We start from the raw sequence: 26440 nt of genomic DNA, 5'->3' as shown, positions 1-26440 counted from the left end.
CGGGAGGTCGACGAAGGCCACCGGATTCTCAGAGAAGGACGCCACCCCGCGATAGGCTCGCGGGGTGGCGTCCTTCTCTTTTGGCTCCGGCAATGCGGCGAAGCTGCTGCGCATCCCTTTGTATGCCGTCGGACGCATAGGAACATTGCTTGTGCCGAGGGGCCGCCGCTGGGTGTTCGGATGCGGCGCCGGAATCGGCGATGGCGCACTTGCGCTCTGGCAGGTTACGACCTCTGAGGGCCACGAAGCCGTGTGGCTCACCTCAACCGATCGAGAGCAAGTGGATGCGGCGGCCCTTGGTATCTCGACGATCTCCAAGTCATCGCTGCGCGGCTGGTGGGCAACCGCACGGGCGGGAGTGCTCGTCGTCACGCACGGGCTCGGAGATGTGAACCGTTACGCCGTCTCTGGCGGCTTCGTCGTGCAACTGTGGCACGGGATCCCGCTCAAGCGAATCGGGCTTGATTCGCCTGCCACGACACAGGTGCCGAACATCCCAGGTGCGGCCCTGTTGCGCCGGTTCGTCGGACTGCTGTATCGAGGCGCTGCACAGCGGATTCGCGTGCTGCCAGCGGCATCCGATCGTTCACGGGGACGACTCGAGTCGGCCTTCGCGCTCGGAGACTCGCGGGTCATCGTCACCGGCGAACCGAGAGTCGACGTGCTGTCAGCCGGCACCGCACCAGAACGACGGGATGCGGCATCCGCTCTGCTCGCTGAGGTGACGCACACACTGCCGAAGGGCGCACGGAGGCTGCTCTACGCGCCTACCTGGCGCGACGGGGGAGACGACCCGGCAGTGCCGACCGCGTCAGAATGGGTACGGATAATCGCCCTGCTCGAAAAGCAGAACACGGTGCTGTTCGTGCGCTCGCATCCGCTCGGCGCTGGGGCATACCAACCGCCGCTTCCAAGCGGGAGGGTGCGGATGCTGGGGTCTGATGTGCTCGCTGATGTCACGCCTGCGCTACCTGGGATCGACGCGCTGATCACCGACTACTCCTCGCTCGCATACGACGTGGGGCTGCTTGCCATGCCGGTGCTCTATCTTGCGCCCGATGCCGAGGACTACGCCCGCACCCGCGGGTTCTACGGGCGCTATGAAGATGTTGCAGGAACCGACGCCGCAACCGGCTGGAGTGCGCTGCTCGATCAGCTGGAGCTGCTGCTGACCGACGAGCGCATATTCACGGAGCGCATGCAGCAGTCCACTACGCTCAGCGCACAGGTACATGCGTATCGCGACGGACGAAATACTCGTCGTGTGTACCAGGCAATCCGCGCGCGGGGGATCCCCGCGCCGAAGGGAGCAAGATGACCACCGCCCGCATTGATGAGCAGACTGAGAGTCTGATCATCGCAGGCACGGGGCCGAAACCGGCCACGGCGACCCTTGACGGTGCCAGGGCGCGCGTCACAGCGAAGCTCACCGGCGGTGGCAAGACGTGGAAGGCCACGTTCTCGCTTCGAATCTCTCGGTGGGGTGGGGAAGCGCTGCCGCTTCCCGCCGGCGAGTATGAGCTCCGGATCGATGGAATCGCCCTTGACGAGATCGCGGTCGGCCCGGAGATGCTGCCAGGGCTGCGGATTACTCAACAGGGTTCTCGCGTCGACATCGCGGCTCCGATCGATCCGATCTACCTGACAGGCGAGGGTCAGTCGACTTTGGAAGAGCGTTATGTCGCTCAGTCCGGAGGAGACGAGAACGCGGTCTTCTTCGAGAGCTTCTACGGGCAGAGCGTGGGATGCAACCCCCGCGCGATCGACCGAGAGCTCGCCACTCGTGCGCCGAGCGTCACGCGGTATTGGAGCGTCGTCGACCTGTCTGTCCCCGTGCCGGAGGGTGCGATCGCAGTGGTCGAGGGAAGTCCTGAATGGTGGCATGCGCGCGGCGCAGCCCGACTGCTCGTCGTGAACGACTGGCTGCGGCGGCGGTTCGCCCGCAAGTCCGGGCAGAAGGTGCTGCAGACGTGGCATGGCACGCCGCTCAAGCGGCTCGCACTGCATCGCCCCGGCTTCGCCCCGCGCCGGATGGCCGCTGTGGTGAAGGAGTCTCGCCGGTGGGACGTGCTACTCGCGCAGAACACCTACTCTGAGCGCATTCTCAAAAAGGCATATGCGTTCTTCGGAAAACCGATCTGGACCGACGGCTACCCCCGCAATGACATGCTTTCGACGCAGGACGGGGTCGCTACGCGCAAGGCTCTGGGCATCGGCGCTGACGAACGCGTGCTGCTGTATGCGCCTACCTGGCGTGATGACCGAATCGAGATCGTAGACTTCATCGATCTGCAGCGACTTGCCGAACAGACGGATGCTGTGGTGCTGGTGCGGGGTCATTCCAGGACGCTGCGCCCAGGACGCGATCAGTCTGGTGCGCGCGTCATCGACGTCACCGGCTATCCGGAAACAGCACGACTGTTGCTGGCCGCGGACGCCCTCATCACGGACTATTCATCGGTGATGTTCGACTTCAGCGTGACGGGCAAGCCGATGTACTTCATGGTGCCTGACCTGGATCACTATCGAGGCGAGCTGCGCGGGTTCTACTTCGACCTTGCCGAGCGCGCACCAGGACCGTTGGTGCGGACGCAGGACCAGCTTGCCGATGCGCTGATGGACGACACGCTGCCTGGCTTCTTCGCCGAGCGTTATGCGGCCTGGCGAAAGCAGTTCAACACCCGCGATGACGGCCATGCCGCAGAACGTGTGGTGTCTCGTCTGCTCGACCTCGGATTCGTCCGCGCGTAGCCGGGTCGAGGATTCCGGTCGCGCGGCGATCCGCGAGAGGTGTCGCAACACGCCGCTTCAGACGGATCGGAGCGACCATGTGCGACCCCTGCGCGGGGCCGCCCGCACGTGAGGTGTCGCAACATGCCGCATCAGCGGGATCTGAGCGACCACGTGCGACCCATCCGCGCCGACGGCGGAGACCGTCGGCTACGGCAGGGGAGTGTTCTGCGTGCCGAGGCGCGAAGCATCGACGGTGTCACGTGCACCCCGGAGTACTCCGACGATGAATCCGAGGCCCCAGGCGAGGTGCATGGTGGGGAGCACCGCGAGTGTCCAGATGCGCTCGCGCGGACTCCGGCCGCCGCCGGGCCGCAGCGCCATCGCCAGCACGAGCACGGCGTATGCCGCGAGCGGCAGGTACACGACGGATGCCACGATCGACGCCACTCCGGCGAGTACCCCTGTCAGCTGCAGCACGCCGACGATCAGAGCAAGCGCAACAATCAGCACCAGCGCGGGCGGCGCGAAGAACCGCACCCCGTTGCTGCGCCCGAATCGACGCACGAGCTCGCCACGCCACGCACCGGTTGCGCGGAACTGCCGTGCCAGTCGCCACCAGCTCTCACGCGGCCAGTAGGTCACTGACAGCTGCGGATCGAGCCAGACCTTGTATCCCGCCTGCCGAATGCGCAGGTTTAGCTCCCAGTCCTCACCGCGGCGGATCGACTCGTCGAACAGACCGACTTCGTCAAGCACGGTCCGGCGCATGACGCCGAGGTAGGCAGACTCTGCTTCGCCCTCGTGAGTGGTGCCATGGTAGGCCCCGCCGCCGAGGCCAACGGGGGAGTTGTAAGCGCGGGCCACCGACTTCTGGAACGGGGTGCGACCGTCCGCCCGCATCACGCCACCGACGTTCGCTGCTCCCGTGCGCTCAAGCGTGGCGAGTGCACGTTGCGCGTAGCCGGAGGAGAGTTCAGAGTGCGCATCCACCCGCACGATCGTCGGATACCTGCTCGCGCGGATGGCGGCGTTCAACCCGACGGGAATGTGCGCGGCGGCGTTGTCGACCAGCCGGATGCGCTCATCGCCCGCGGCGAGCTGCTCTGCGAGTTCGGTCGTGCCATCGGTTGAGGGTCCGAGCGCGAGGACGAGCTCCGCAGGGCCGTCCAGCTCTTGCCCCAGCACCGATGCGACAGCATGTTCGAGGTAGGCACGCTCGTTCAATACCGGCATGACAAACGACACACCTTCCGAAGGCGTTGTCGAATCGTTCTCTACCACCCCCCGATCATGTCACGGAGAACGGGTGCCGCTTGCGTAGTCTTGACACGTGGGTGCTGTAAGAGATGTCAAGAAGTCCTTCCGTCTCCTGCGAAGGGCGCTGCGGTCACGGATGGCCGTTCAGCGCGTTCGTCGAACCCTCCAGTCTCAGCCGCCGCATCCAACTCGTCATTACAAGATCGCCGTCTACTTCGCTGATGGTGCGGTCAACATGTACCAGATGCGCCAGTGGTACCGCCCGCTCGCCGAACTCGCCAAGAAATGGCCGGTCGTCGTGCTCGCGCGCAACGCCGGTGGCGCCGAGAAACTCCTCGTCGAAGACTCACCCCCGGTGGCTTTCGTGCCGACGGTGCGTGATCTTGAGCGCTTCATTCGCAAGCAAGACATCCGCATCGTGCTCTACGTGAATCAGAACACGCGCAATTTCCAGATGTTCCGCTACGGCAGGCGTTGGCACGTGTTCATCAATCACGGCGAGTCCGACAAGATGTACATGACCACGAACCAGTACAAGGCGTATGACTATGCGCTGGTAGCAGGGCAAGCAGCCCGCGATCGTCTGGCACGCACGCTGTGGGACTTCGACCTCGATCAACGCACCATCGAGATCGGGCGTCCTCAGGCAGACCACTTCTCGGGCACGCTGCCGTATCCGCCGGACGAGCGCACCGTCGTGCTCTACGCCCCCACATGGGAGGGGGATCGCCCGAGCGCGCACTACGGATCAATTGCCACCCACGGCGAGAAGCTCGTGAACGCACTGCTTGCGACCGGCTCGCACCGCGTGATCTACCGACCTCACCCGCGCAGCGGAGTGGTCGATGAAGCCTACGGGGCAGCGCATCGCCGCATCATCGCTGCGATCGCAGCGGCCAATGCCGCCGACCTCGGCGCGCAGCACGTGCATGATGACGGGCCAGAACTCGGCTGGCAGCTCGCTGCGGCAGACGTCGCCATCGTCGACATTTCGGCGATGGTCTACGACCGCCTCGCCACGGGCAAGCCACTCATGATCACGCGTCCGGTAGACCCACGAGCATCGATCGATACCGGCGGATACCTCTCCGATTGCGAGTGGCTGACAGTGGATGCTGCGGCAGACATCGTCGCCGAAGTTGAGCGAGTGCGTGCAGACGACGACGCCATCGTAAAGCTGCGCATTTGGGTGCAGCACTACTTCGGTGACACAGCGCCCGGGGTGGCGACCGCGAAGTTCCACGCCGCAATCGAGCAGCTCATGGCGAAGTGGGATGAATGGCAGCAGGCCGAGATCGGCGCTGTTCCCACTGATGAAGACGATGACGACGAAGAAGCGAAGGAAGAGTAACGCGGCGCCTGACTAACGTCGCGCCTCACCCGATAGTCGTCTCAGCTTTGACGGAGGGCAAGCTCCTACCCTGGTCTGATGGGCTTTCTTTCAGACGGCCGTGATGCTTTTCGTATGTTGCAGCGCGCACTGGTTTCGCGTTCTGCAACACAACGTGTGCGTCGACGGCTGGACATCCACGAGCCGGGCGCGTTCCAGATCGCGATCTATTTTGCTGACACCGACGTGAACATGTACCAGATACGTCAGTGGTACAAACCGCTGTCAGATCTGGCGAAGCGCTGGCCGATCGTCGTCCTCGCTCGTTCCTCGGTTGGTGCGGAAGCGCTCCTTGACGATGGCGTGCTGCCGGTGGCGTTCGTGCCGACCGTCCGCAACCTCGACCGCTTCATCGCCAAACAGGACATCAGGGTCGTCTTCTATGTGAATCAGAACACCCGCAACTTTCAGATGTTCCGCTACGGCCGGCGTTGGCATGTGTTCATCAACCACGGTGAATCCGACAAGGTCTACATGGCGAGTAACCAGTTCAAGGCGTATGACTTCGCGCTAATCGCTGGCCAGGCGGCACACGATCGACTCTCGCGCACACAGTGGGACTACGACGTCGACCGCAGAACGTTTTCAATCGGACGCCCGCAAGCAGATCACTATCTGGCAGCGGCCCCGTATCCGTCTGATGAGCGGGAAGTCGTTCTGTATGCGCCCACGTGGGAAGGCGACCGCGCTTCGATGAGCTACGGATCGGTGATCACCCACGGGGAGCGAATCGTCAAGGAGTTGCTGCTGACCGGGCGGCACCGCGTGATCTATCGACCACATCCGCGCAGTGGTGTCAACGACGGTTCATACGGCGCTGCGAACAGGCGGATCATCGATGCGATCGCTCGCGCCAATGCCTCTGATCCGTCCGCGTGCCATGTTTACGATGACGGCCCGGAGATCGGCTGGCAGCTTGCGGCAGCGGATGTAGCCATCTTGGACATCTCTGCGATGATTTATGACCGGCTCGCAACAGGCAAACCGTTGATGGTTACTCGTCCCGTCGACTCGCGCGCAACGGTGGACACCAGCGGCTATCTCGCCAACTGCGAATGGCTCACCACTGACGCCGATGTCGTCGCTGAAGTGGAGCGTGTGCGCGCCGATGACGTCACCATCACCCGCCTGCGCACGTGGGCGCAGCACTATTTCGGCGACACCACGCCGGGAGTTGCCACCGCGAAATTTCACTCTGCTGTCGAACAACTCATGACGTATTGGGATGAGTGGCATTACGCGGAGGTCGGTGCACCTAAAGTGGCAGCCATGAGCTTTCCGCGTGCCGCCGCCCTCGCCTCGAGACTCGAGGTCGTAGCCGAATCCACGTCGACGAACGCCGACTTGCGCGCACATACCGGAGACGCCGAAGGCTGGCCGCACCTGGCCGTGCTCCTCACCGCGAATCAGACCGCGGGTCGGGGGCGACTTGATCGTTCCTGGATCGCGCCGGCCGGTGCTTCGCTGGCGATTTCAGTGCTGTTGCGCAAGCTCCCGGCTCATGCGGAGGCCTTCGGCTGGATTCCGCTGGCGGCGGGCGTCGCCATGGCGGATGCGGTGGCCGCACAACTCGCCGGCCATGAGGTCGGCGTCAAATGGCCGAACGATGTGCTGGTGGACGGGAAGAAGATCTGCGGCATCCTCGCAGAGTCGAGCGGCGAAGCCGTCGTGCTGGGGGCGGGGGTGAACACTGCGATGACCACGGAACAGCTGCCTGTTCCCACCGCCACTTCTTTTGCGGTGCTCGGTGCGGTTGTCGATGAGGATCGACTTGTTGCCGACTACCTTCGCAGCCTCGATGAGACGCTGACGGCGCTCGCCGCCGCGGGCGACGCCGGCGCCAGCGGATTGCTTCGCGCGGCGTCGGAGCGCTGCCTGACGATTCATCGAGAGGTGGATGTGACGTTGCCGGACGGATCAACGCTGCACGGGCGCGCAACTCGACTCGAGACAGATGGTCGACTTGCCGTGGACGTAGACGGCATCGAGCACCTCATTGCGGCCGGTGACGTCGTGCACGCACGTTTGAGCTGAGCCGAGCGCTCCGGATTAGACACGCCGCAGCGCGGACAAGGATGTCTGAGGTCGCAGGCACAATGGAGGAATGACACAGCCAGTGACTCTCGGAGGTCGGCCGATGATGCCGCCGCCGGGCGCGCAAGCCGAAGAGCTGCTCATCGCGCGCTTTCGCGGTCATGCCCGTCGATTGTTCTGGTCGGCCGCCCTGTTGATTGTCATATCGGGCGTCGGCGCGTACTTCTACGACAATCTTCCGGCCGGGTATGAGAACTGGATGCTGATCTCCGCCGGTGCTGTGCTGTTCATCGTCGGCGTGCTCATCCCGTACCTGGTCTGGGTCTCTCGCAGCTATACGGTGACCACGCGAAGAGTGATCGTGAACCACGGCATAGGTGCGCGGCAACGGAGCGAGATATCGCATGTGCGCGGGTACACGATCGGTGTGCGACGTGGCCTGCTGCAGCGGCTGTGGGGCGTGGGCACCATCACGCTGTCCAATGGGGTCGAAGCGCCGCTGCGCCTGGCTAACGTGCCGAACGTTACCCTTGTGCATGAAGCCCTTGCTGATCAGATCGAGGTCAACCAGATCCTCGCCCACCGCGATGCGCAGGCGATGTCCGATCCAGACGCCGCGCGGTGATCCGCGCCCGGGCAACCGGGTGCGGTGTTCAGCTCCTCGCGGTATGCGGGAGAATGGACGCAACGAACGGAGAACTCAATGGCGTTGCGTGTGGGCGTGATCGGCGGCGGACAGCTGGCTCGGATGATGATCGCTCCGGCGATTGAACTCGGCCTCGATATTCGAGTGCTCGCTGAGGGCGAGGGAATGTCGGCACAGCTAGCGGCCACGGCTGTGGGGGACTATCGCGACCTGGACACCGTCCGCGCCTTTGCTCGAGACGTCGATGTCATCACGTTCGACCATGAGCACGTGCCACAGGCCGTCCTTCGGGCGCTCGTCGATGAGGGCGTTGCAGTGCACCCTGGCCCGGATGCTCTGCAGTTCGCACAGGACAAGCTCGTCATGCGGGCCCGGCTCACGGAGCTCGGTGTGCCGCAGCCGGACTGGGCGGCAGTCGCCGGTGTCGATGAGCTGCAGGCATTCCTCGACGATCACGGTGGAAAGGGCGTCGTGAAGACCCCGCGCGGTGGCTACGACGGCAAGGGCGTGCGCGTTGTGCGAAGCGCAGAGGAAGCAGCGGACTGGTTCGCCGACCTCGGGGGCGATTCCCTCCTCGTCGAAGAGTTGGTCTCATTCACCCGTGAGCTTGCACAGCAGATCGCGCGTCGCCCCAGCGGACAAATGGTCGCGTACCCGGTTGTGGAGACTGTGCAGCGCGACGGTGTCTGCGCAGAGGTTTTCGCCCCAGCGCCCGGTGCCGGCGAGCGCCTGTCTCAGGTTGCAGAGGCCATTGGCCGACAGATTGCAGAGGGCCTCGGCGTCACCGGAATGCTGGCGGTCGAGCTGTTCGAGACGGACGATGAGCGCATCCTCGTGAACGAACTGGCGATGCGCCCGCACAACAGTGGCCACTGGAGTCAGGATGGCGCCGTCACCGGACAGTTCGAGCAGCACTTGCGCGCGGTCACAGACCTTCCGCTGGGTGATGCATCGTTGCGGGCGTCGTGGAGCGTGATGGTGAATATCCTGGGCGGGCCTTCGGAAGGCACGTTCGAGGATCGCTTTGACGCGGCAATGGCCGAGCATCCTGACGCGAAGATCCACACCTACGGCAAAGCTGCTCGCCCCGGTCGCAAGGTGGGGCACGTGAATGTCGCGGGTGCTGACCTCGACGATGTCGTCTACACGGCGCGTGCCGCGGCCGCTCATTTCGCTTAATCACCCCACTCGCACCCAGCGGAGGGCGCGTTGTTCAGGGAACATGAGGGGATCAGAGATTAGCCTGGGGAAGTGACCGAGCCACTGCATTCCTCTTCCGTGCCCGTCGTCGGCGTCGTGATGGGGTCTGACTCCGACTGGCGAGTAATGAGCGACGCCTCTCAGGCGCTGACCGAATTCGGTATCGCGCACGAAGTCGAGGTTGTTTCGGCGCACCGTACACCCGACAAGCTCATGCAGTACGCGCGGGAAGCGCGCGGCCGCGGAATTCGAGTCATCATCGCTGGAGCCGGTGGCGCAGCACACCTACCGGGCATGCTCGCGTCGATGACGCCGCTACCTGTCGTCGGCGTGCCGGTGCCGCTCGCATACCTCGACGGGATGGACTCGCTGCTGTCGATCGTGCAGATGCCGGCCGGCATCCCCGTTGCGACAGTGTCAATCGGTGGCGCGCGTAACGCGGGTATTCTTGCGGCCCGTATTCTCGGCGCATCGGATGCCGCGATTGCGGACCGCATCGAGGAGTACGCGAAGACTCTCGAGGCTCAGGTTGCTGAGAAGAACGAACGGCTGAAGGACTCCCTGTGACCCTGGCCGCGCCGCGCGCGACGAGTAGGTCCCGGCATCCGGTGATCGAGACTCGTCCGCTGCGCAACCCGGATGCCGCCGACCCGGCATTCATGGCGAGGCGTGGCTGGTGGCTGGTCGCGATGAATGTTCTCGTGCCTGGTTCCGCTCAGACTCTCGCTGGCGGAAATCGCAAGCTCGGCCGCATCGGTCTGATCGCGACGCTGATCAGCTGGTTTCTGGTCGTAGTTGCCGTCGTCGCAGCAGTGTTCTGGCGCTCCGCCCTCATCACCATCGCCACGAACTGGTTCGTTCTGACCGCGCTTCAGGTGCTCCTGATCGCCTATGCACTGCTGTGGGTCGTGCTCACCATCGACACCGTGCGCCTCGCCCGGCTGGTGAAAGTGCCACCAATCTCACGCCTTGCGATCCCTGTAGTGGCGCTGATACTGCTCGGACTTCTCAGCGGAGGCGCGGGCTATGCCGCATCCGTTGCGGGGGCCAGCCGAGGCGTGATCAATGACATCTTCGGGCAGAGCGGCCCCAGCGTGGAGCCGAGCGATGGCTACTACAACATCCTCCTGCTGGGAGCCGACAGCGGCGACGGCCGCGATTCCATGCGCTTCGATAGTCTCTCGGTCGTCTCGGTCAACGCCACCACCGGCGCGGTCACGATCGTCGGCATTCCGCGCGAGCTTCCACACGCGCCATTCAGCGACGGCAGCCCCATGCAGGCGCTGTATCCCGATGGTTTCCAAGGACAGGCATCTTCTACCTGTGGGTGGAACGGTTGGATGAACCACATCCGTTATGCGGCTGAGGTCTGCCGTGATGACGAGGGATCAGAGCTATACCCGGACGCGGCCTCGCACGGATCGTCACCCGGAATCGAGGCGACTAAGGACGCCGCAGAGGGAATCCTCGGCATTGAGATTCCGTACTACATCTTCATCGATATGAACGGTTTCGCCGCCATGATCGATGCTCTCGGCGGCGTCGACATCAACGTCACAGAGCGTCTGCCGAAGGGGGGACCGCCCGAGGGGTGGACAGGCACCGACGTCAACGAATGGGCGATCGGCTGGATCGAGCCGGGTCAGCAGCACATGAACGGTGACACAGCGCAGTGGTATGCCCGCTCGCGCTATACGACCAGCGACTGGGACCGGATGGAGCGTCAGCGTGAGTTGCAGGTCGCGATCCTGGATCAGTTCACGCCGCAGAACGTGCTGACGCGCTTCAACGACGTTGCGGCAGCCGGCACAGTGCTGATTGATACAGATCTGCCAAAAGACAAGCTCTCGGAGTTCTTAGAGCTGATGGTGAAAGCGAAGGAACAGGAAGTCACACCGATCGAGCTCGTCCCGGAGAACGGAGTCGACGAGTTCGAACCGGACTACGTGCACATCCGCGACCTCGTCCAGCAGACGCTGCATCCGCCGACGGGGACGCCGACGCCTGAGCCGTGATGTAGCCGTTCCAGGACATGCCAATGGCCCACTGCTTGCCACCCCACGTCTGTGGCGGCGAACAGTGGGCCTTCCGGTATGCACCGGACGGCACCGAACGACGACAGTCGGAGGGGGAGGGACTGTCGCCGCCGGCGCGCGCTCACCGCCGAAGCGGCGAACGCGACCTAGGCGCGCTTGCGACGCGTAATTCCTGCTGCGATGAGCACCCCTCCTGCCGCGAGGGCGACAGCACCGCCCCCGAGTACCCACGGTGAGACTCCGCCGCCGGTGAGGGCCAGCTCGAGTCCACCAGCGGTCAGCGGCAACTCCGTGCCAGCGGGGGCGGCCCCTGGGTCGTGGCCGCAACTCACCGCGGCATCATGACCCTGAGACACCGTGATCAACGCGCTGTAAGAGCGGCTGGCGGTGAATGCGAGCTCATAAGCTCCGGCGCCATCAGCGGGTGGACGGAACGAGAGCACCATCCCGCCCTCCGTGTTCGCGACGTTGCCCGAGTACGAGGCATTCGCTGCGTCCACACCAGAGACTCCGACCGCAACGTTCTCGTTGGGCTCGAAGTAGCCGGACCCGAACACGACAGTCGAGGCTTCACAAGTGTCGACCACAGGCGAGTCGACGGTGACCTTCGGAGGCGTGACGTACGGGTCGGACACGAATGGCGCGAACTCATTCGGTGCAGCAGAGGCAACAGCAGGTGCAAAAAGCACGAGCGCGCCAGCGGTTAGGCTGATTACAGCCAGTTTTTTCAGCATGATTCTCCCCCAGAGAGATACACGCGGAATCACACCCGAACACACCCCTGCGTTCGACTGCGTGGACCCTTCCTGCCCCCACGGCAGGATATTAGAGCCCAATATTCCCCAGTGCTGATGACATTAGCCCATGACGGAGCCGTTTGTCACTATTCGCAGATGATTTCCGTACGGGGGATTTCTGGTGTGTCACTCAAGGGGGTGTGCTGCACTCTCGTGAGACGATCGCCGGCGCCGGTGCCGTCGAAAGAGACGGTGATCGTGGAGGATTCGCCTGGGGCGAGTTCGACGTCGTGCTGCACCACGCTGCGGGTGCCGAGCATCGTGGTCTGTACGCTTTCGGATTCACCGTCCTGGTCTGCCGAGCGTACCGTCGCGCCTTCTGGGCCGTAGATGGCGATCAGCGTTCGCACCGAGCCTGCGTACACGCCGAAGATGCCGTTTCCGGTGACGTACAGCGGCAACGATTGCTCGGCATCGGCGGGGGCGTTGTTCGTCCAAGTCACGCGCACCTGCGTCGTAGGAACTCCCCGGCAGACACCGACAGCCGTGCTGATCGACGCATCGGTGTAGTAGTCCATCTTGCCGCCCGTGGCATCGTTGAAGAGGACTCCGACATACGGTCCGCGAGGACCATCGACCGGAAGTGCGCCGCCGAGGCTCGAGGCAGCGAGCAGCTTCTCCTCCTCCGGATGCGCGCTCCAGATTCGGATCCTGTTCTCGTCCGCCGAAGCGGCGAACGCTCCGATCAGCTTCTGCGGTTCTCCGCTGGTCAGGGCTGCCGAGAACAGCGTGTTTGCGGCCTGGTTGAGCACAGCATCCTGTTCGATCGGGTCAGCGATCGTCGCATAGATCTCGGAGAGCAGGATGGGCACGATCGTCTCGGACGTCGCGGTGAACGGACCGAAGGAAATGTCTCCCGTAGCCCCAAGCAGATGTGAGGCCACGACGGCGTCGATCGCGACGACGCCGTCGACTTTCTCACCAAACTGGCCCTCCCAGCGCAGGGCGAGTGTCTCGCCCGCGTCTGTGAAGTCCGGGATGCTGGTGATGTTCTGCACGTGGCGTCCCGGGCCGTCCCCGAACAGCGCGATTGTCGATTTGCTCAGAGGCAGTGGCTCATCGAGTGGTGGAAAATCTCGCGTGGATGCCTGACGCTCGATGCTGATCGTACCGTTCTCTGCACGAAGCAGCGCGAGAGATCCGACGATACCGCCGCTGGAGCGGAGCTCGGCGTTGTTCTGCATCGCGACCACGTATGTTCGTGGGCCTTCGCCGCCGAGCATGGGCGGCAGCAGCACGGATGCACCGTGCAGTGCCCCCACGACGGTGGCGGCCTCGGTGACGACGTCGCGCATCTCGTACACGGCATCGGCCAGAGGGGGCAGCGTCGCGTCGGCGTTGATCTGCTGGGCCTGGGTGTCAGCGGCGCTGAGTGCCTCGCTGGCGGCGGCGAGAGGCGCTTCCACTGCGGCAAGGGGAGCGAGGTCAAGCGTGGAACCGGTGAAGCCGAAGCTCGCGAGGTCCATGTCGTTCGCGACCTCGAGCACTGGAGTCACGGCGTCCGCGGCGATGCTGTCGGCGATCTCTGCGACCTCGCGCACTGCCGTGAAATTCGCACCCAGCCACGGGACGAACTCGAAGCCGCGCCAGATGAGATCAGTGGTCAGGCCGTGCGCTCTCGCAGCATGATCCGCGATGCGTGGCGCAATGCGCTCGGCTTTGTCGAGGTTGCCCTCAGCGATGGCGGTGCGCATCTGCGAGGCCGAGGTCTGAATGTTCTGCAACTCGCTGACCGCGCTAACTCCGCGGATCACGACCCACCCGGTGGCGAGCACCAGAAACGCCACCACTGCGCCGATGATCCATCGCACCCAGCGTCGTCTAACCGGAAGTCGACCGTCGCTCACCTCAGCATTCAAGCACGTGGGGCGTCTGTCACGAGTTTTTCATATGCCACCGTTACTCTTTGGGTATGGGTGCCCAGCTGCGCGTCGTTCTCGACCAGATCACGCAGATCGTCGACTCTGATCAGGCGGGCGCCGCCGCTGACCTCACGGCCGGGCTCATTGCGACCGCACCCACCGGATGCTCGGTTGAAGCGATCGTGCCCTCAGGGCGAGGCGTAGATATTCCAGGCCTCGCCGGAGTGCGCTCGCTCGGGCTGGCTCGGCGTGAACTTGCCGCCTCCTGGCAGTTGGGCATCGCTCCCGGTGTCGGTGGCGGACTCATCCATGCGCCTACGCTCATGGCGCCGTTGATCAAGCACGATCGTCTGCACGACGACGATCAGGTCGCGGTGACGGTATGGGACTTGAAAGCGTGGGAAGCACCGCAGACCCTGTCCAAGACGACTGTCGCATGGCAGCGAGGAATGCTGCGCCGTGCGGTCAAGCACGCGGACGTGGTCGTTGTCCCCTCGCACGCGATGGTCGATCGGATCGGCAGTCTCGCGAAGCTGGGCGACCGTGTGCGGGTAGTCGCTGGCGCCCCGCCCGAGGGGTTCGCTATTCCTTCCGACGTCGCGTCACGCCGCACGACGCTGTCGCTGCCGGAGCGCTACCTGGTTCTCGCCGGCTCACCGGAAGAATTGGAACAGGGCTTCCGAGCGGCCGCTGCGGCAGATCTAGACGCGGTCGTGCTGGATGCTACCGATGGTTCGGAACCCGCACTGGCAGAGCTTGCCTCGGCCGCCGGACTTCCGGAGCGTCGGGCGCACATCCGCGGCGCGCTGTCGCGGGAGGACCGCGCGGCTGTGCTGGGCGGAGCATCCGTGTTCGTCGCCATGAGCGCGCTGTCGGCATGGCCGTGGCGGACGATGGAGGCGATGTCGCTCAGCGTTCCGATCGTTGCAGTCGACAGCGGTGTGCACCAGGATGCGATCGCCGAGGGCGGTGCCCTGGTAACGATCGACGAGCTTTCGGATGCTGTGGTCGATGCCGTCGGTGCCGGCGCGAAGCGGCTCCGTGTGCTGGCAGGGGACAGATCGAGAGCCTTCTCGTGGGCAAGCTCCGCCGAGCGTGTCTGGTCGTTGCACGCCGACCTCTGACGCGACGTTTTTCGCGACATGCGCGTTCGGTATGCGCCCAGGTCGTGTCGAACCCCGAAAACTGCACGACTTCAGCCACACTGGTCACATGTCTCGACGCGCCCCACGCTCTCGAAACGTGCTCCGGATCGCCCGATTCCTCACCGTCCTCGTCGCCGTCACCGCTGTGGTGGTTGGCACAGTGGCGCCGGTGGAAGTCGCCATGGCATCCGCTTCGCAGAGCACGTCGGTCAGCCTCTCTCGCACGTCGGTTGACTCCGCGCAGCTGAGTATCGCCAAGACCTCGTTGGCCGGCTTCAAGCCGGGCAACCTCATCAGCGACGCCGTGTTCACAAACAAGAACACGATGACCGAGGCTCAAATTCAGAGCTTCTTCAACGGCAAGGTGTCGAACTGCCGAGCGGGCTACACCTGTCTGAAGGATTTTAAAATCACTTCGGTGACACGTCCTGCGGATGCCTACTGCAAGGGCTACAAGGGTGCTTCGAATGAGAGCGCAGCCCGCATCATCTACCGCGTCGCGCAAGCGTGCAACATCAACCCGCAGGTGCTGATTGTCATGCTCCAGAAGGAGCAGGGGCTGGTCAATCACACGTGGCCGAGCCAGTGGCGCTACGACATCGCACTCGGGCAGGGATGCCCGGACACTGCCGCGTGCGATCCCAAGTACGTCGGTTTCTTCCACCAGATCTATGGCGCCGCTCGTCAAATGCAGACCTACATGGAGGGCAGATACTTCACCTGGTATGCACCGGGGAAGACCTGGAACCTGCGCTACCACCCGAATGCGTCGTGTGGATCGTCACCGGTCTACATCTCGAACAAGGCCACATCGGCGCTGTACTACTACACGCCGTACCAGCCGAACGCTGCAGCCCTCGCCGCCGGATACGGCGAGGCGAATAACGCGTGCTCCAGCTACGGCAACCGCAACTTCTACAACTACTTCACCGACTGGTTCGGGTCAACGCAGACCGGCAAGCCGACGACGCCTGCGAAGCCTACGCCGCCGAAGCCCGCGACGCCGGTACCCACGCTCGGGTCGATCGACACCTCATCGTTCGCAGTGGCACTCGGCTCGAATGGACGGGCTTGGGCGTACCCGTACGGGAAGGGCAAATGGGGCGGAAAGACGCAGATCGCCTCCGGTCTCACCGGCGTCAAGAAGCTCATCGGCATCGCGGATCTCGATGGCGATGGACACCGTGACCTTCTGGGTGTGGCGAAGTCCGGTCAGTTCTCGGTGTTGTACGGCAACGGAACAACAACATTCGGGAAGCCGGTGGCGCTCTCCGGAGTCGGCTCCGGTGCGGTACTCGCGACCGGCGCAGGCGACTTCGATGGTGACGGCCGCCCGGACTTCTTCACCACGAACTCCGCGCACGACCTGCTGCTGTGGCGCGGCAACGGGTTCGGATCCTTCCTTGAGCCCATCAAGGTCGGACGTGGCTGGGGTGCAATGAACCTCATCAGCGGCGGTGCTGATCTCTCCGGGGACGGGAAGGTCGATCTCGTCGCACGAGACAAGAGCGGTCGACTGTGGCTGTACCTCGGAAACGGCAAGAGCAGTTGGAGTGATGGGTACCAGATAGGCAAGGGCTGGGGCTCGTTTGGTGACATCATCAGCATCGGAGACTTCACCGGCGACGGGAAGGGTGACCTGATCGGCATCGCAGCCAACGGCGACAGCCTCGTCTACGCGGGGTCCGGCGGGGGCAGACTCGGCGCGTCCTCGAAGGTCGGCACCGGCTGGGGATCGCTGGCCGTCGCTGTCGGAGGTGCCGCGGTGAAATCAAAGCGTGTGCTTCCCACCGGGGTCGGCAACTTGGACAGTGCTGGCGGCAACGACGTGATCGCGGTCTCAGGCAATAGCGAACTGCTGCTGTACTCCGGCGGCGCGAATGGTGGCTGGACCGGGACGACCTTGCTGGGCAAGGGCGGCTGGCAGAAGGAGGATCGGATGCTCCCGGTCGGAGATTTCAACGGCGACGGCCTCGTCGACCTCGCCCGCATCGACGGAAGCGGCAACTTCCGCCTACTCCGCGGCAAGTGGGGCGGCACGTTCCAGCAGTCGATCGTGATCGGCAAAGGCTGGTCATCAATGACGATCATCGCGGCGGGCATCGACTACGACGGCGATCATCAGCCGGATATCATCGCAAAGGCTGCGAGCGGTGACCTCATGCTGTACCGCGGCAACGGCAGCGGTGGCTGGGCGGGAAATCCTACCAAAATAGGCAACAACTGGTCCAAGATCGATGCCGGTTTCCATGCTGGGGACTTTGATGGGGACGGCAAGGGCGACGTCATCGCACGTGCGAAGGACGGAACGCTGTGGCTGTATCCGACCAACGGTGCCGGAAGGTGGGGGAACGTACGTCAGATCGGGCACGGTTGGAACAAGATGACAGGCATCTTCAGTCCGGGGGATTTCGACGGCGACGGCAAGACCGACGTGATGGCACGGACCAAGGATGGATTGCTGTACCTGTACCGCGGAAGCGGAACGGGAGGGTGGGTCTCGGGCACTGCGATCGGCAAGGGTTGGAACAACATCCGATCGATGTGGTGATCCCTGAGAGCCCGCTCGGTGTGGGCGTGGTGCGGTGCCGTAAGCTGGTTGAGTTTGTGATGGCTGATGTCGTCCCCGAGTGAGCAGGGCTTGTGACTGATACCCGAGATCTTTTCGCCAACGTCCCGCGTTCCGAATTCGAGACCCCAGGCAAGAGCCGCGGGCTGATCGACATCGTGCGCTGGCGGTACTTGCTGAGCCTGCTCGTCAGGACCGGTGTCACCACCCGTTATCGGAACTCCGTGCTCGGCTGGACGTGGTCGTACGTGCGACCTGCGGCCCAGTTCATGGTCTTCTGGATCGTGCTCGGCGTCTTCATGAACCTCGACCGCGATATCCCGAACTACGCGGTCTACCTGTTCTCCGGCATCGTCGTGATCAACCTCTTCTCAGAAGGATTCAAGAACGCCACGACGTCAATCGTGGGAAATGCGCCGCTCGTGCGCAAGGTCTTCCTGCCTCGTCAGCTGTTCGCCGTCTCCGCTGTCATCGTCTCGTTCGTGCATTTCCTTCCGCAGGTCGGGCTGCTCCTCGTGGTCTGCCTGCTCATGGGCTGGATCATGCACTTCTCGATCGTCTCGATACTTGCGATCCTCGCGGCGATGATCATTGTGATGCTGTTCTCGCTCGGCCTCGGACTGTTCTTCGGCGCCGTCAACGTGCGCTACCGCGACGCAGAGAACATCGTCGAGCTGCTCCTACTGCTCGCGACCTGGGCGTCTCCGGTGCTCTACTCCTGGACGATGGTGCAGAACGCGGTGGTCGACAGGCTGCATTGGCCGTCGTGGGTGGTCGAGCTGTACATGTTGAATCCGATCACGCAGAGCGTCGAGCTCTTCCACTACGCGTTCTGGCGACCGGCAACTCAGGGCATGGTCGAGGCCGTCGGCTACGAGGGATTCCAGATGATGGACATTCCGCCCGGGTTGGCATGGAACACCCTCTGGACGTTCCTCATCGCGCTCAGCACGCTACTGGTGGGGCAGCTGGTATTCCGTCGCCTCGAAGGAAGGTTCGCGCAAGACCTATGAGCGAGCAGACGATTAGCAAGCCGAGCATCATCATCGATGGTGTCAAGAAGCGTTTCACTCTGAATCACGCGTTCTCTCTGAAGGACACCTTGGTCTCTTGGATCAAGCGACGCCAGCTCACCAGCCAGTTCGAAGCGCTCAAGGGCGTCGACCTCGTGATCGGTGAGGGTGAGTCAGTCGCGATTCTCGGGCTCAACGGATCCGGAAAGTCCACGCTTCTCAAACTCGTGTCCGGTGTGATGGAACCCGACGAAGGCCAGGTGCTCACTCGCGGACGCGTCGCCGGCTTGATCGAGGTCGGTGCGGGCTTCCATCCCGAGCTGTCGGGGCGCGAGAACGTCTTCCTGAACGCAGCGATCCTTGGCATGAAGCAGCACGAGATCGAAGCACGCTACGACGACATCGTGGCGTTCAGCGAGATCGAGCAGTTCATCGACCAGGAAGTGAAGCACTACTCCTCTGGCATGTTCATGCGTTTGGCGTTCTCCGTGGCGATCCATGTCGAACTCGACGTCCTGCTCGTCGACGAGATCCTTTCGGTCGGCGACGCACCGTTCCGCGAGAAATGCCGCTTGAAGTTCGAAGAGCTCATCTCTCGGGGCAAGACTCTTGTCGTCGTGACCCACGACATGGAGATGGTGCGCGAACTCTGTGTCCGAGGCGTGGTGATCAACAAGGGCAACGTCATCTATGACGGTGAGATCGAAGGCGCAATCAAACTGGTGGATAAGTGACTCTCGACTGGTTCGCCGCGGCACCGGTCGTTCTGGTCGCAGCCGTTGTTGTCTTCGGTCCCGGACTGTTGTCGTTGGCAGCAGCGGGGATGCGCGGTCTTGCGCTGGTGGCGTTCGCCCCGGTGATGACCACTGCGGTCGCGTCTCTTGCCGCCATCGCCCTCGCTCTGCTGGGAATCGACTGGTCGGCGTGGAGTTTCGCGGTCGTCGTCGCTCTGACCAGCGCCGCGGCCTGGTGGGTGGGACGTGCGCTGCCCCTCAGAGGGCTACGGCGTGCGGCACCGACCTCGAATCGCTGGTTGCTCCCTACCGCTCTCGTCATCGGTGCGGTCATCGGTTTCTGGCGGATGGCGTCGTATGTGTCAGATCCCTCTGCGATCTCGCAGACGAATGACGCCGTTTTCCACCTGAACGCGTTGCGATTCATCCAGGAAACGGGCTCAGCGTCCTCGCTGGACATCAATTCCTTCATTGGTGGTACCGGGTTTTACCCGGCTGCATGGCACGCTCTTGCCTCGGTCATCGTTGTGGCCACCGGTGCAAGCATCCCGGTTGCGGTGAACGCTCTGACAATCGTCATCGCTGCGCTGGTCTGGCCGCTGGGGCTGACCTGGTTTGCGCGTGCTGCGACCGGCTCATCCACGATCGCCTCCTACGCAGCCGTGTTGTCCAGTGCGCTGCAACTGTTCCCGCTCCTGTTGTTTCAGTGGGGCGTGCTGTATCCGAATGCGTTGTCGGTCGCGCTCATCCCGGCATCCATCGCTGTCGTTCTGACGCTGCCGTCATGGTCACATGCTGCGCGACCCTGGCGATCAATCGTGCAGGGCGGGCTGTTCGCAGCGATCGCGCTGTGCGCGCTGGTCTTCGCTCAGCCGGCCTCTGTTCTCATCGCCGGACTGATCATCATGATCTGGTTCAGCTGGTGGATGCTGACGCAGACAGCCAAATCTGCAGTCATTCGCGTCGGGAGCATCATCGCTGGATGGGCCGTGCTCGCCGTCGCATGGTTCGTGTTCTCCAATAGCACTGGTGGATCGCACTGGCCGCCGTTCCGAGGCAAGTTCGAGGTGTGGCTCGACATCCTCTTCAATGGACAGCTGAGAATCCCGTTCGCTTGGGGCATCAGCGTGCTGATGCTGATCGGGCTGGTGCTTGCGATACTGCGACCAGCGTGGCGCTGGATCGCGATCGCGTGGGCCGCAGTCTCTGCTCTTTACGTGCTGGTCGCCACGTTCGGGATCGCGATCGTTCGCGACGGTATTCTCGGCGCTTGGTATGCGGACCCGTACCGGATCGCGGCGCTGGCCCCGATCGTTGTGATTCCGCTGGCAGCCATTGGCTTCGATGCGATCATCCGAACGATCACTGCACGTACCCGACGTGGTGTGGACGTCACCGAGTCGCTCGGGTCCATGATTTCTGCAATCGGGCTCTCGATCGTCGCGCTGTTCACTGTCGTGCTTGTCCTCGTTCGTCCCGTCGCGATGCCTGACTACGTCGTAAACGGATTCGAACCGGATCCTCGCTACCAGGAGTCGGGCGTCAGCTACCTGAGCACCGACGAGCGCGAGTTGTTGGAATCGCTCGGTGACTTCGTCACCGACGGAACCACTGTGATCGGGAATCCCAGTACCGGGACAGGTTTCGGCTACGTGCTCAGCGGAATCGATGTATACCCACGCACATGGTCTCCACCCACCACCGCGGAGTGGGCGGAGCTGGCATCGGGCTTGCGCGACGTCGCGTCAGACCCGAGTATCTGCAGTGCGCTCGAGACATATGGAAGTCCCGACTTCGTCCTAGATTTCGGGCTCGGCGAGCAATACTCCGGACGCTACGAGATGCCCGGAATGACAGACTTCGAAGGTCAGGACGGATTCGAGCTCGTGGCTGAGGTCGGCGACGCCTCACTCTGGCGCATCACCGCTTGCGACTACTGACGTTCGGCGTCATCCCGCTCGACGGTCTCAGCTTCCATCAGTGCGATCTTGCGCGCGAGCACCGTCAGCTGACGCTGCAGAACGGCATTGCGTCTGTACTGCGTGTAGACGAAGGCAAGGAAAACGACGACGAGCCCATAAAGGACCAGGTCGGTGCCTCGTCCGACACCGATCAGTTTCGCGAGCCAGGTGAGCCACTGTGGGAACAACACCGACAGCACGGCGACGAGGACGAACAGCCCCATCAGGAGTCGACGGATCGCCAGATGGCTGTCCGCTCCGGTGCGGCGCATCATGAACACCGCGAGCACGACGATTGCTGCGATGAGCAGGATCTGGATCCACATGATCACTTCACCACCAGGTCGACAAGGATGTTCACTGCATTCAACACGCTCTGCCCCTTGGCCTTCGAATAGTCGGTGTAGAGAAGCTCAACCGGATGCTCACGCCACGGCAGGCCGGTTCTGCTCAGCTCGAGCACGATCTCCGTCGCGTGCGCCATACGATCCTGCTTCAGATCGATACGTTCGGCGGCATCCCGACGGATGACACGCAATCCGTTGTGCGCATCGGTCAGCTTCAGGCTGGTCGTCATATTGGAAACCCAGACAGCGGTCTTCAAGACGATGCGTTTGGTGAGACCAGGATTCGTACGGTCATCGAGGAAACGCGAGCCGAAAATGATGGCAAGGTCTTCTTCCCTGGCCACGGCGATCATCGCCAATGCATCTTCGATCCGATGCTGGCCGTCCGCATCAAACGTGACGATGTACTCGCACGATGGGTGTCCCAGCGCAAAAGTGATCCCGGTCTGCAGGGACGCGCCTTGGCCGAGATTCACGGGATGCTGGACGAGTGTCGCGCCGGCGCGCCGGGCAACCTCTGCTGATTCATCCGATGAGCCGTCATCGACGCAGACCACATGTGTGAAGTGCGCCAGCAGGCTCTCGACGACACCACCGACGACCGACGCTTCGTTGTAGAGCGGAATGATGACCCAGGCACTCGGATCGGGTGAGGAAGGTGCCGGGTGGGGCAAAGACATGAAACCATTGTGTCAGGTGTCTGCTCCGGGCCAGCTCGGAAGTACGGCCGATTAGATCTGGAGCCCCATGCAAGAACGACGCCGAACCGTGGCGATCATGACCCGGCTCTACCCGCCGGAAGTGACCGCCGCGAGTTTTCGTATGCGAGCGCTCGCGGATGCGCTGTCCACCGATCACGATGTGACGGTGCTGACGACGAAGCCGCCGGTAGCGGTCGCCGATGAGCCGAGCAAGGGCTGGCTCCCGGGAGTGGCGGTGCGGAGGGCACCGGTGCTCCGCGACCGCAGTGGCGCGATCCGAGGCTATTTTCAGTACCTGTCCTTCGACATTCCGGCGTTCTTCCGCCTGCTCATGACGCGTGCGGACGTGATCGTGGCTGAGGCACCGCCCACGACCGGACTCGTTTCACTGGTCGCGTCCTGGCTGAAGCGAAAGCCGCTGGTGTACTACCCGGGCGATGTCTGGACAGATGGCGTCATCGCCATGGGCGCATCGAAGCTGGTGATCGCTGTCATGCGTTGGTTGGAGTCACGAGTGCTTCGCGGATCCCGCGGTGTCCTCTCGGTTTCTCCCGAGGTGACCGAACGACTCCTCGCCCTCGGCGCTGACCGGTCGCGGATCGTCGAGGTCGGCAACGGCATCGACACTCGAGTGTTCAACGTCGATGTGGAGCCTCAGATTACGGAGCGTCCGTATTTCGTGTACACCGGCACGATGTCGGAGTGGCAGGAGCCAGGCGTCTTCATCCGCGCTCTCGCGCAGCTTGATCTGAACGTCGACATCCGCTTCTTTGGCCAGGGTGCCGCCGAGACGGAGCTTCGTGAACTGGCCGCGGCGATTGCTCCTGATCGGATACATTTCGGCGGCGTCGTCAGTCCCGATGAGTCGGCGAGATGGATACGTGGGGCAGTCGCTGCTCTGGTGAGCATCGTCCCCGGCATCGGTTACGACTTCGCTCGTCCGACGAAGACGTATGCGGCCGGCGCGTGCGGCACGCCGGTGCTTTTTGCAGGTGCCACGACCGGCGGCCAGGTCGTGCGCGACGGTGAGCTGGGAGAGTCCGTCGACTTCAGTACAGAGCTCGTGTCTTCTGCCATGGAACGACTCATCGAGCAGGCGCTATCTGGCCATACTGAACGGCTTCGCCAGACACGTGCACAATGGGTCGACCAGAACTACTCGCTGGCAGCGGCCGGTGAGCGGGCGGCGGTCGCGGTGCGCGCCGTGGCCGAGTCCGCCGCCGGGGGAACCCTGAGAAGGGATCCACGCGCCCGACGATAGACTTGGTGACCGTCGAGTATCCGTGATGTGCGGTGGCGGCACAAGGAGTGTTCTGTGACCAACCCGTCCCGTGTGCGGATCGTCGATTCCGCTGACGTGTCGCCTGACGCATCCATCGGTGATGGCTCATCGATCTGGCATCTCGCTCAGGTCCGCGAGCAAGCCCAGCTGGGCGAGAACTGCATCATCGGTCGCGGGGCCTATGTCGGCACCGGTGTGGTCATGGGCGATAACTGCAAGGTGCAGAACTATGCGCTGGTGTATGAGCCGGCAAGACTCGGCGATGGGGTATTCATCGGGCCGGCAGTCGTGCTCACCAATGACACCTACCCGCGTGCGATCAATGAGGACGGCTCGCAGAAGAGCGCTCATGATTGGGAACCGGTCGGTGTGACGATTGAACGCGGCGCCGCTATTGGCGCACGTGCGACGTGCGTCGCCCCGGTGACAATCGGGGAGTGGGCGACTGTCGCGGCAGGCGCCGTCGTTGTGAAAGATGTCCCCGCCTATGCGCTGGTCGCCGGTGTCCCGGCCCGGCGCATCGGGTGGGTAGGTGAATCCGGGGTTCCTTTGACCGCGGGAGATAAAGATGGCGTGTGGGTGTGCCCGAGCAGTGGCGCACGCTACATCGAGACTGACGGATTACTGACCAAGGAGACCGTGTGAGCGATTTCATTCCCCCGGCGAAGCCGATCATCGGAGATGAAGAGCGCGAGGCTGTCGATCGCGTCCTGCGCAGCGGCATGGTCGCGCAGGGGCCGGAGGTTGCGGCGTTTGAGGAGGAGTTCTCGGCGCATTTCGTTCCTGGGCGTGCATCGGTTGCGGTGAACTCGGGTACGGCAGGGCTCCACCTGGGGTTGTTAGCGGCGGGTGTGGGTGCGGGGGACGAGGTCATTGTTCCCTCGTTCACGTTCGCGGCGACGGGAAACTCGGTTGCTCTGACGGGCGCGACTCCGGTGTTCGTGGACATCGAGCCGGAGACGTTCTCGCTTGATCCTGAGGCGGTCGCTGCCGCGATCACTCCGAAGACCCGGGGTATCCTTCCCGTGCATCTTTATGGGCACCCTGCGCGTATGCGTGAGCTTGAGGTGTTGGCCGCTGCCCGTGGTGTCGCGTTGTATGAAGATGCGGCGCAGGCGCACGGCGCTGCCCTGGATGGGCGACCGGTCGGTTCGTTCGGCGAGTTCGCGATGTTCAGCCTGTATCCGACGAAGAACATGACCAGTGGTGAGGGCGGCATGGTGACCGCGGCGACGGATGAGATCGCGCGTCGCCTGCGTCTGCTGCGCAACCAGGGCATGGAGCGTCAGTACGAGAACGAGATCATCGGTTTCAACGCACGCATGACCGACATTCATGCGGCGATCGGTCGCGTGCAGTTGACGAAGATCGACGCGTGGACGAAGACTCGTCAGCAAAACGCGGCGTTCCTTGACGCGAACCTGCAGGGCGTTGTCGTGCCGGTGGTCGTTGAGGGTGCGGTGCATGTGTATCACCAGTACACGGTGCGTGTGCCGGAAGACCGCGATGGTTTCGTCGCTGCGCTCAAGAGCGAGCACAGTGTTGGTGCGGGCGTCTACTATCCGATTCCGAACCATCGGTTGCCGTCGCTGGCGCCGTACGCTCCGGGCCTTGATCTGCCGGAGACGGAGCGCGCTGCACGTGAGGTCGCATCCTTGCCGGTGCATCCATCGCTGAGTCAGAACGACCTTGAGCGCATTGTCGCCGCGGTGAACACCGTCGCGAAGGCAGGCGCCTGATGGCTCTACGCGCGGGTCTTCTCGGCGTCGGCATGATGGGTCGCCACCATGCCCGTGTGCTACGTGAGGTTGAGGGCATTGACCTCGTTGCGATCGCCGATCCGGGCGGTGACCCGCACGGTGTCGCGGGTGATCTCGAGATTCTTCCTGACATCGAGGCGCTGATTGCTGCGGGCATCGATATCGCCGTGGTTGCGGTTCCGACGCGTTTCCATGAGGATGCGGCGTTGAAGCTCGCCGCCGCGGGTGTGCACACCCTCGTCGAGAAGCCGATCGCGCACACGCTCGAAGCCGGTCAGCGTATGGTCGATGCCTTCGCTGCGGCGGGCCTGGTCGGCGCGGTCGGACACATCGAGCGCTTCAATCCCGCCCTGCAGGAGTTGCGTCGCCGCATCGAGGCGGGAGAGCTCGGAGCCGTCTACCAGGTGGCCACCAGGCGTCAAGGGCCGTTTCCTGCGCGGATTGCGGATGTCGGGGTCGCCAAGGACCTCGCATCTCACGATGTCGATCTCACCGCCTGGGTGGTGCAGAGTGATTACGAGCGCATCTTCGCGCAGACCGCGTTTAAGAGCGGGCGTGACCACGAAGACATGATCACGATCACCGGACGGACAGCATCCGGTGTCATCGTGAACAACATCGTCAACTGGCTCAGCCCGATGAAGGAACGACTCACCGTGGTCACGGGGGAGAAGGGCGCATTCATCGCCGACACCTCCACCGGCGATCTCACGTTCTACGCCAACGGCACGATCCCGCTGGAATGGGAATCCGTATCCAGCTTCAGGGGAGTGTCAGAGGGCGACGTCACCCGCTACGCCTTCGCCAAGCGGGAGCCGCTGCGGGTCGAGCATGAGGCCTTCCGCGACGCCGTGCTCGGCATGGAGACGGACGTGGTCACCATGGAGCAGGGGCAGCGGACCCTTGTAGTCGTTGAGGCGGCGTTGGAATCTGCGCGCACCGGTGACTCTGTCACCTTCGTGCGCTGAAAAGG

Annotated in this window: 22 protein-coding genes; 17 read left to right on the top strand and 5 right to left on the bottom strand. The window is 63.4% G+C overall.

The window, feature by feature from the left end:
• The first annotated feature begins 64 nt into the window (after nt 1-64).
• Together AC1C2O_RS05720 and AC1C2O_RS05715 are read left to right on the top strand one after the other, a co-directional pair.
• Nucleotides 65-1318 carry a CDP-glycerol glycerophosphotransferase family protein gene (locus AC1C2O_RS05720; protein WP_495429474.1) on the top strand — a complete coding sequence of 418 codons (1254 nt, stop codon included), beginning with the start codon at nt 65-67 and terminating at the stop codon, nt 1316-1318.
• Nucleotides 1315-2751, top strand: coding sequence for a CDP-glycerol glycerophosphotransferase family protein (locus AC1C2O_RS05715; protein WP_495429473.1), 1437 nt, complete (start codon nt 1315-1317; stop codon nt 2749-2751). The genes AC1C2O_RS05720 and AC1C2O_RS05715 overlap by 4 nt, the downstream gene beginning before the upstream one ends.
• Nucleotides 2752-2940: 189 nt before the next feature.
• Here the strand turns inward: AC1C2O_RS05715 and AC1C2O_RS05710 are convergent, their stop codons facing one another.
• Complete coding sequence (locus AC1C2O_RS05710; protein ID WP_495429472.1) at nt 2941-4014, bottom strand: glycosyltransferase family 2 protein; 1074 nt, start codon at nt 4012-4014, stop codon at nt 2941-2943.
• Between the two features lie 49 nt (nt 4015-4063).
• On the opposite strand from AC1C2O_RS05710, the gene AC1C2O_RS05705 reads away from it, so the two are divergent.
• From AC1C2O_RS05705 to AC1C2O_RS05680, 6 genes are all read left to right on the top strand, one after another.
• Nucleotides 4064-5341 carry a CDP-glycerol glycerophosphotransferase family protein gene (locus AC1C2O_RS05705; RefSeq protein WP_495429471.1) on the top strand — a complete coding sequence of 426 codons (1278 nt, stop codon included), beginning with the start codon at nt 4064-4066 and terminating at the stop codon, nt 5339-5341.
• Between the two features lie 78 nt (nt 5342-5419).
• Entirely contained in the window at nt 5420-7414 is a 1995-nt protein-coding gene (locus AC1C2O_RS05700) for a biotin--[acetyl-CoA-carboxylase] ligase (protein ID WP_495429470.1), read from the top strand.
• A gap of 70 nt (nt 7415-7484) precedes the next feature.
• Nucleotides 7485-8039: a PH domain-containing protein gene (locus tag AC1C2O_RS05695; RefSeq protein WP_495429469.1), complete on the top strand. Its 555-nt coding sequence runs from the start codon at nt 7485-7487 to the stop codon at nt 8037-8039.
• A 78-nt stretch (nt 8040-8117) separates the two neighbouring features.
• Nucleotides 8118-9239, top strand: coding sequence for a 5-(carboxyamino)imidazole ribonucleotide synthase (locus tag AC1C2O_RS05690; protein ID WP_495429468.1), 1122 nt, complete (start codon nt 8118-8120; stop codon nt 9237-9239).
• Between the two features lie 120 nt (nt 9240-9359).
• Nucleotides 9360-9827 (top strand): 5-(carboxyamino)imidazole ribonucleotide mutase, encoded by a 468-nt coding sequence (gene purE / locus AC1C2O_RS05685; RefSeq protein ID WP_495431683.1) that lies wholly within the window; start codon nt 9360-9362, stop codon nt 9825-9827.
• Entirely contained in the window at nt 9824-11275 is a 1452-nt protein-coding gene (locus AC1C2O_RS05680; RefSeq protein WP_495429467.1) for an LCP family protein, read from the top strand. The genes purE and AC1C2O_RS05680 overlap by 4 nt, the downstream gene beginning before the upstream one ends.
• A 167-nt stretch (nt 11276-11442) precedes the next feature.
• Here AC1C2O_RS05680 and AC1C2O_RS05675 read toward each other — a convergent pair whose 3' ends face one another.
• Both AC1C2O_RS05675 and AC1C2O_RS05670 read right to left on the bottom strand, forming a co-directional pair.
• Nucleotides 11443-12030, bottom strand: coding sequence for a hypothetical protein (locus tag AC1C2O_RS05675; protein ID WP_495429466.1), 588 nt, complete (start codon nt 12028-12030; stop codon nt 11443-11445).
• 149 nt (nt 12031-12179) lie between these two features.
• Nucleotides 12180-13940: a DUF4012 domain-containing protein gene (locus AC1C2O_RS05670; protein WP_495429465.1), complete on the bottom strand. Its 1761-nt coding sequence runs from the start codon at nt 13938-13940 to the stop codon at nt 12180-12182.
• A 65-nt stretch (nt 13941-14005) separates the two neighbouring features.
• On the opposite strand from AC1C2O_RS05670, the gene AC1C2O_RS05665 reads away from it, so the two are divergent.
• From AC1C2O_RS05665 to AC1C2O_RS05645, 5 genes are all read left to right on the top strand, one after another.
• Nucleotides 14006-15079 (top strand): glycosyltransferase, encoded by a 1074-nt coding sequence (locus tag AC1C2O_RS05665; RefSeq protein WP_495429464.1) that lies wholly within the window; start codon nt 14006-14008, stop codon nt 15077-15079.
• An 88-nt stretch (nt 15080-15167) separates the two neighbouring features.
• Nucleotides 15168-17651 (top strand): FG-GAP-like repeat-containing protein, encoded by a 2484-nt coding sequence (locus AC1C2O_RS05660; protein WP_495429463.1) that lies wholly within the window; start codon nt 15168-15170, stop codon nt 17649-17651.
• A 92-nt stretch (nt 17652-17743) separates the two neighbouring features.
• Nucleotides 17744-18682 (top strand): ABC transporter permease, encoded by a 939-nt coding sequence (locus AC1C2O_RS05655; RefSeq protein ID WP_495429462.1) that lies wholly within the window; start codon nt 17744-17746, stop codon nt 18680-18682.
• Nucleotides 18679-19416: an ABC transporter ATP-binding protein gene (locus AC1C2O_RS05650; RefSeq protein WP_495429461.1), complete on the top strand. Its 738-nt coding sequence runs from the start codon at nt 18679-18681 to the stop codon at nt 19414-19416. The genes AC1C2O_RS05655 and AC1C2O_RS05650 overlap by 4 nt, the downstream gene beginning before the upstream one ends.
• On the top strand, nt 19413-21356 hold the full coding sequence (locus tag AC1C2O_RS05645; RefSeq protein ID WP_495429460.1) for a DUF6541 family protein: 1944 nt from the start codon (nt 19413-19415) through the stop codon (nt 21354-21356). The genes AC1C2O_RS05650 and AC1C2O_RS05645 overlap by 4 nt, the downstream gene beginning before the upstream one ends.
• On the opposite strand, the gene AC1C2O_RS05640 is transcribed toward AC1C2O_RS05645, so the two are convergent.
• Both AC1C2O_RS05640 and AC1C2O_RS05635 read right to left on the bottom strand, forming a co-directional pair.
• Complete coding sequence (locus tag AC1C2O_RS05640) at nt 21350-21703, bottom strand: DUF2304 domain-containing protein (RefSeq protein WP_495429459.1); 354 nt, start codon at nt 21701-21703, stop codon at nt 21350-21352. The genes AC1C2O_RS05645 and AC1C2O_RS05640 overlap by 7 nt on opposite strands.
• Nucleotides 21704-21705: 2 nt before the next feature.
• Nucleotides 21706-22404 carry a glycosyltransferase family 2 protein gene (locus AC1C2O_RS05635; protein ID WP_495429458.1) on the bottom strand — a complete coding sequence of 233 codons (699 nt, stop codon included), beginning with the start codon at nt 22402-22404 and terminating at the stop codon, nt 21706-21708.
• Between the two features lie 97 nt (nt 22405-22501).
• Here AC1C2O_RS05635 and AC1C2O_RS05630 point away from each other — a divergent pair, with 97 nt between their 5' ends.
• From AC1C2O_RS05630 to AC1C2O_RS05615, 4 genes are read left to right on the top strand one after another with little or no spacing between them, the layout of a single operon-like run.
• On the top strand, nt 22502-23686 hold the full coding sequence (locus AC1C2O_RS05630; RefSeq protein ID WP_495429457.1) for a glycosyltransferase family 4 protein: 1185 nt from the start codon (nt 22502-22504) through the stop codon (nt 23684-23686).
• Nucleotides 23687-23740: 54 nt separating this feature from the next.
• Entirely contained in the window at nt 23741-24352 is a 612-nt protein-coding gene (locus AC1C2O_RS05625; protein ID WP_495429456.1) for an acyltransferase, read from the top strand.
• Complete coding sequence (locus AC1C2O_RS05620) at nt 24349-25446, top strand: DegT/DnrJ/EryC1/StrS family aminotransferase (protein WP_495429455.1); 1098 nt, start codon at nt 24349-24351, stop codon at nt 25444-25446. The genes AC1C2O_RS05625 and AC1C2O_RS05620 overlap by 4 nt, the downstream gene beginning before the upstream one ends.
• Nucleotides 25443-26435 carry a Gfo/Idh/MocA family oxidoreductase gene (locus AC1C2O_RS05615; RefSeq protein WP_495431682.1) on the top strand — a complete coding sequence of 331 codons (993 nt, stop codon included), beginning with the start codon at nt 25443-25445 and terminating at the stop codon, nt 26433-26435. Before AC1C2O_RS05620 ends, AC1C2O_RS05615 begins: the two co-directional genes overlap by 4 nt.
• The last annotated feature ends 5 nt before the right edge of the window (nt 26436-26440 follow it).

The organism is Microbacterium sp. Y355 (genome assembly GCF_059445345.1).
Note: the sequence above shows the minus strand (reverse complement) of the source record. Positions and strands in the feature narration are given on the sequence as shown.

Bases quoted from the DNA above. Each gene is read 5' to 3' on its own strand.
- AC1C2O_RS05715 (WP_495429473.1), top strand. From the start codon at position 1,315: ATGACCACCGCCCGCATTGATGAGCAGACTGAGAGTCTGATCATCGCA.
- AC1C2O_RS05690 (WP_495429468.1), top strand. From the start codon at position 8,118: ATGGCGTTGCGTGTGGGCGTGATCGGCGGCGGACAGCTGGCTCGGATG.
- AC1C2O_RS05650 (WP_495429461.1), top strand. From the start codon at position 18,679: ATGAGCGAGCAGACGATTAGCAAGCCGAGCATCATCATCGATGGTGTC.
- AC1C2O_RS05635 (WP_495429458.1), bottom strand. From the start codon at position 22,404: ATGTCTTTGCCCCACCCGGCACCTTCCTCACCCGATCCGAGTGCCTGG.
- purE (WP_495431683.1), top strand. From the start codon at position 9,360: ATGGGGTCTGACTCCGACTGGCGAGTAATGAGCGACGCCTCTCAGGCG.
- AC1C2O_RS05630 (WP_495429457.1), top strand. From the start codon at position 22,502: ATGACCCGGCTCTACCCGCCGGAAGTGACCGCCGCGAGTTTTCGTATG.
- AC1C2O_RS05675 (WP_495429466.1), bottom strand. From the start codon at position 12,030: ATGCTGAAAAAACTGGCTGTAATCAGCCTAACCGCTGGCGCGCTCGTG.
- AC1C2O_RS05695 (WP_495429469.1), top strand. From the start codon at position 7,485: ATGACACAGCCAGTGACTCTCGGAGGTCGGCCGATGATGCCGCCGCCG.
- AC1C2O_RS05640 (WP_495429459.1), bottom strand. From the start codon at position 21,703: ATGTGGATCCAGATCCTGCTCATCGCAGCAATCGTCGTGCTCGCGGTG.
- AC1C2O_RS05700 (WP_495429470.1), top strand. From the start codon at position 5,420: ATGGGCTTTCTTTCAGACGGCCGTGATGCTTTTCGTATGTTGCAGCGC.
- AC1C2O_RS05660 (WP_495429463.1), top strand. From the start codon at position 15,168: ATGTCTCGACGCGCCCCACGCTCTCGAAACGTGCTCCGGATCGCCCGA.
- AC1C2O_RS05665 (WP_495429464.1), top strand. From the start codon at position 14,006: ATGGGTGCCCAGCTGCGCGTCGTTCTCGACCAGATCACGCAGATCGTC.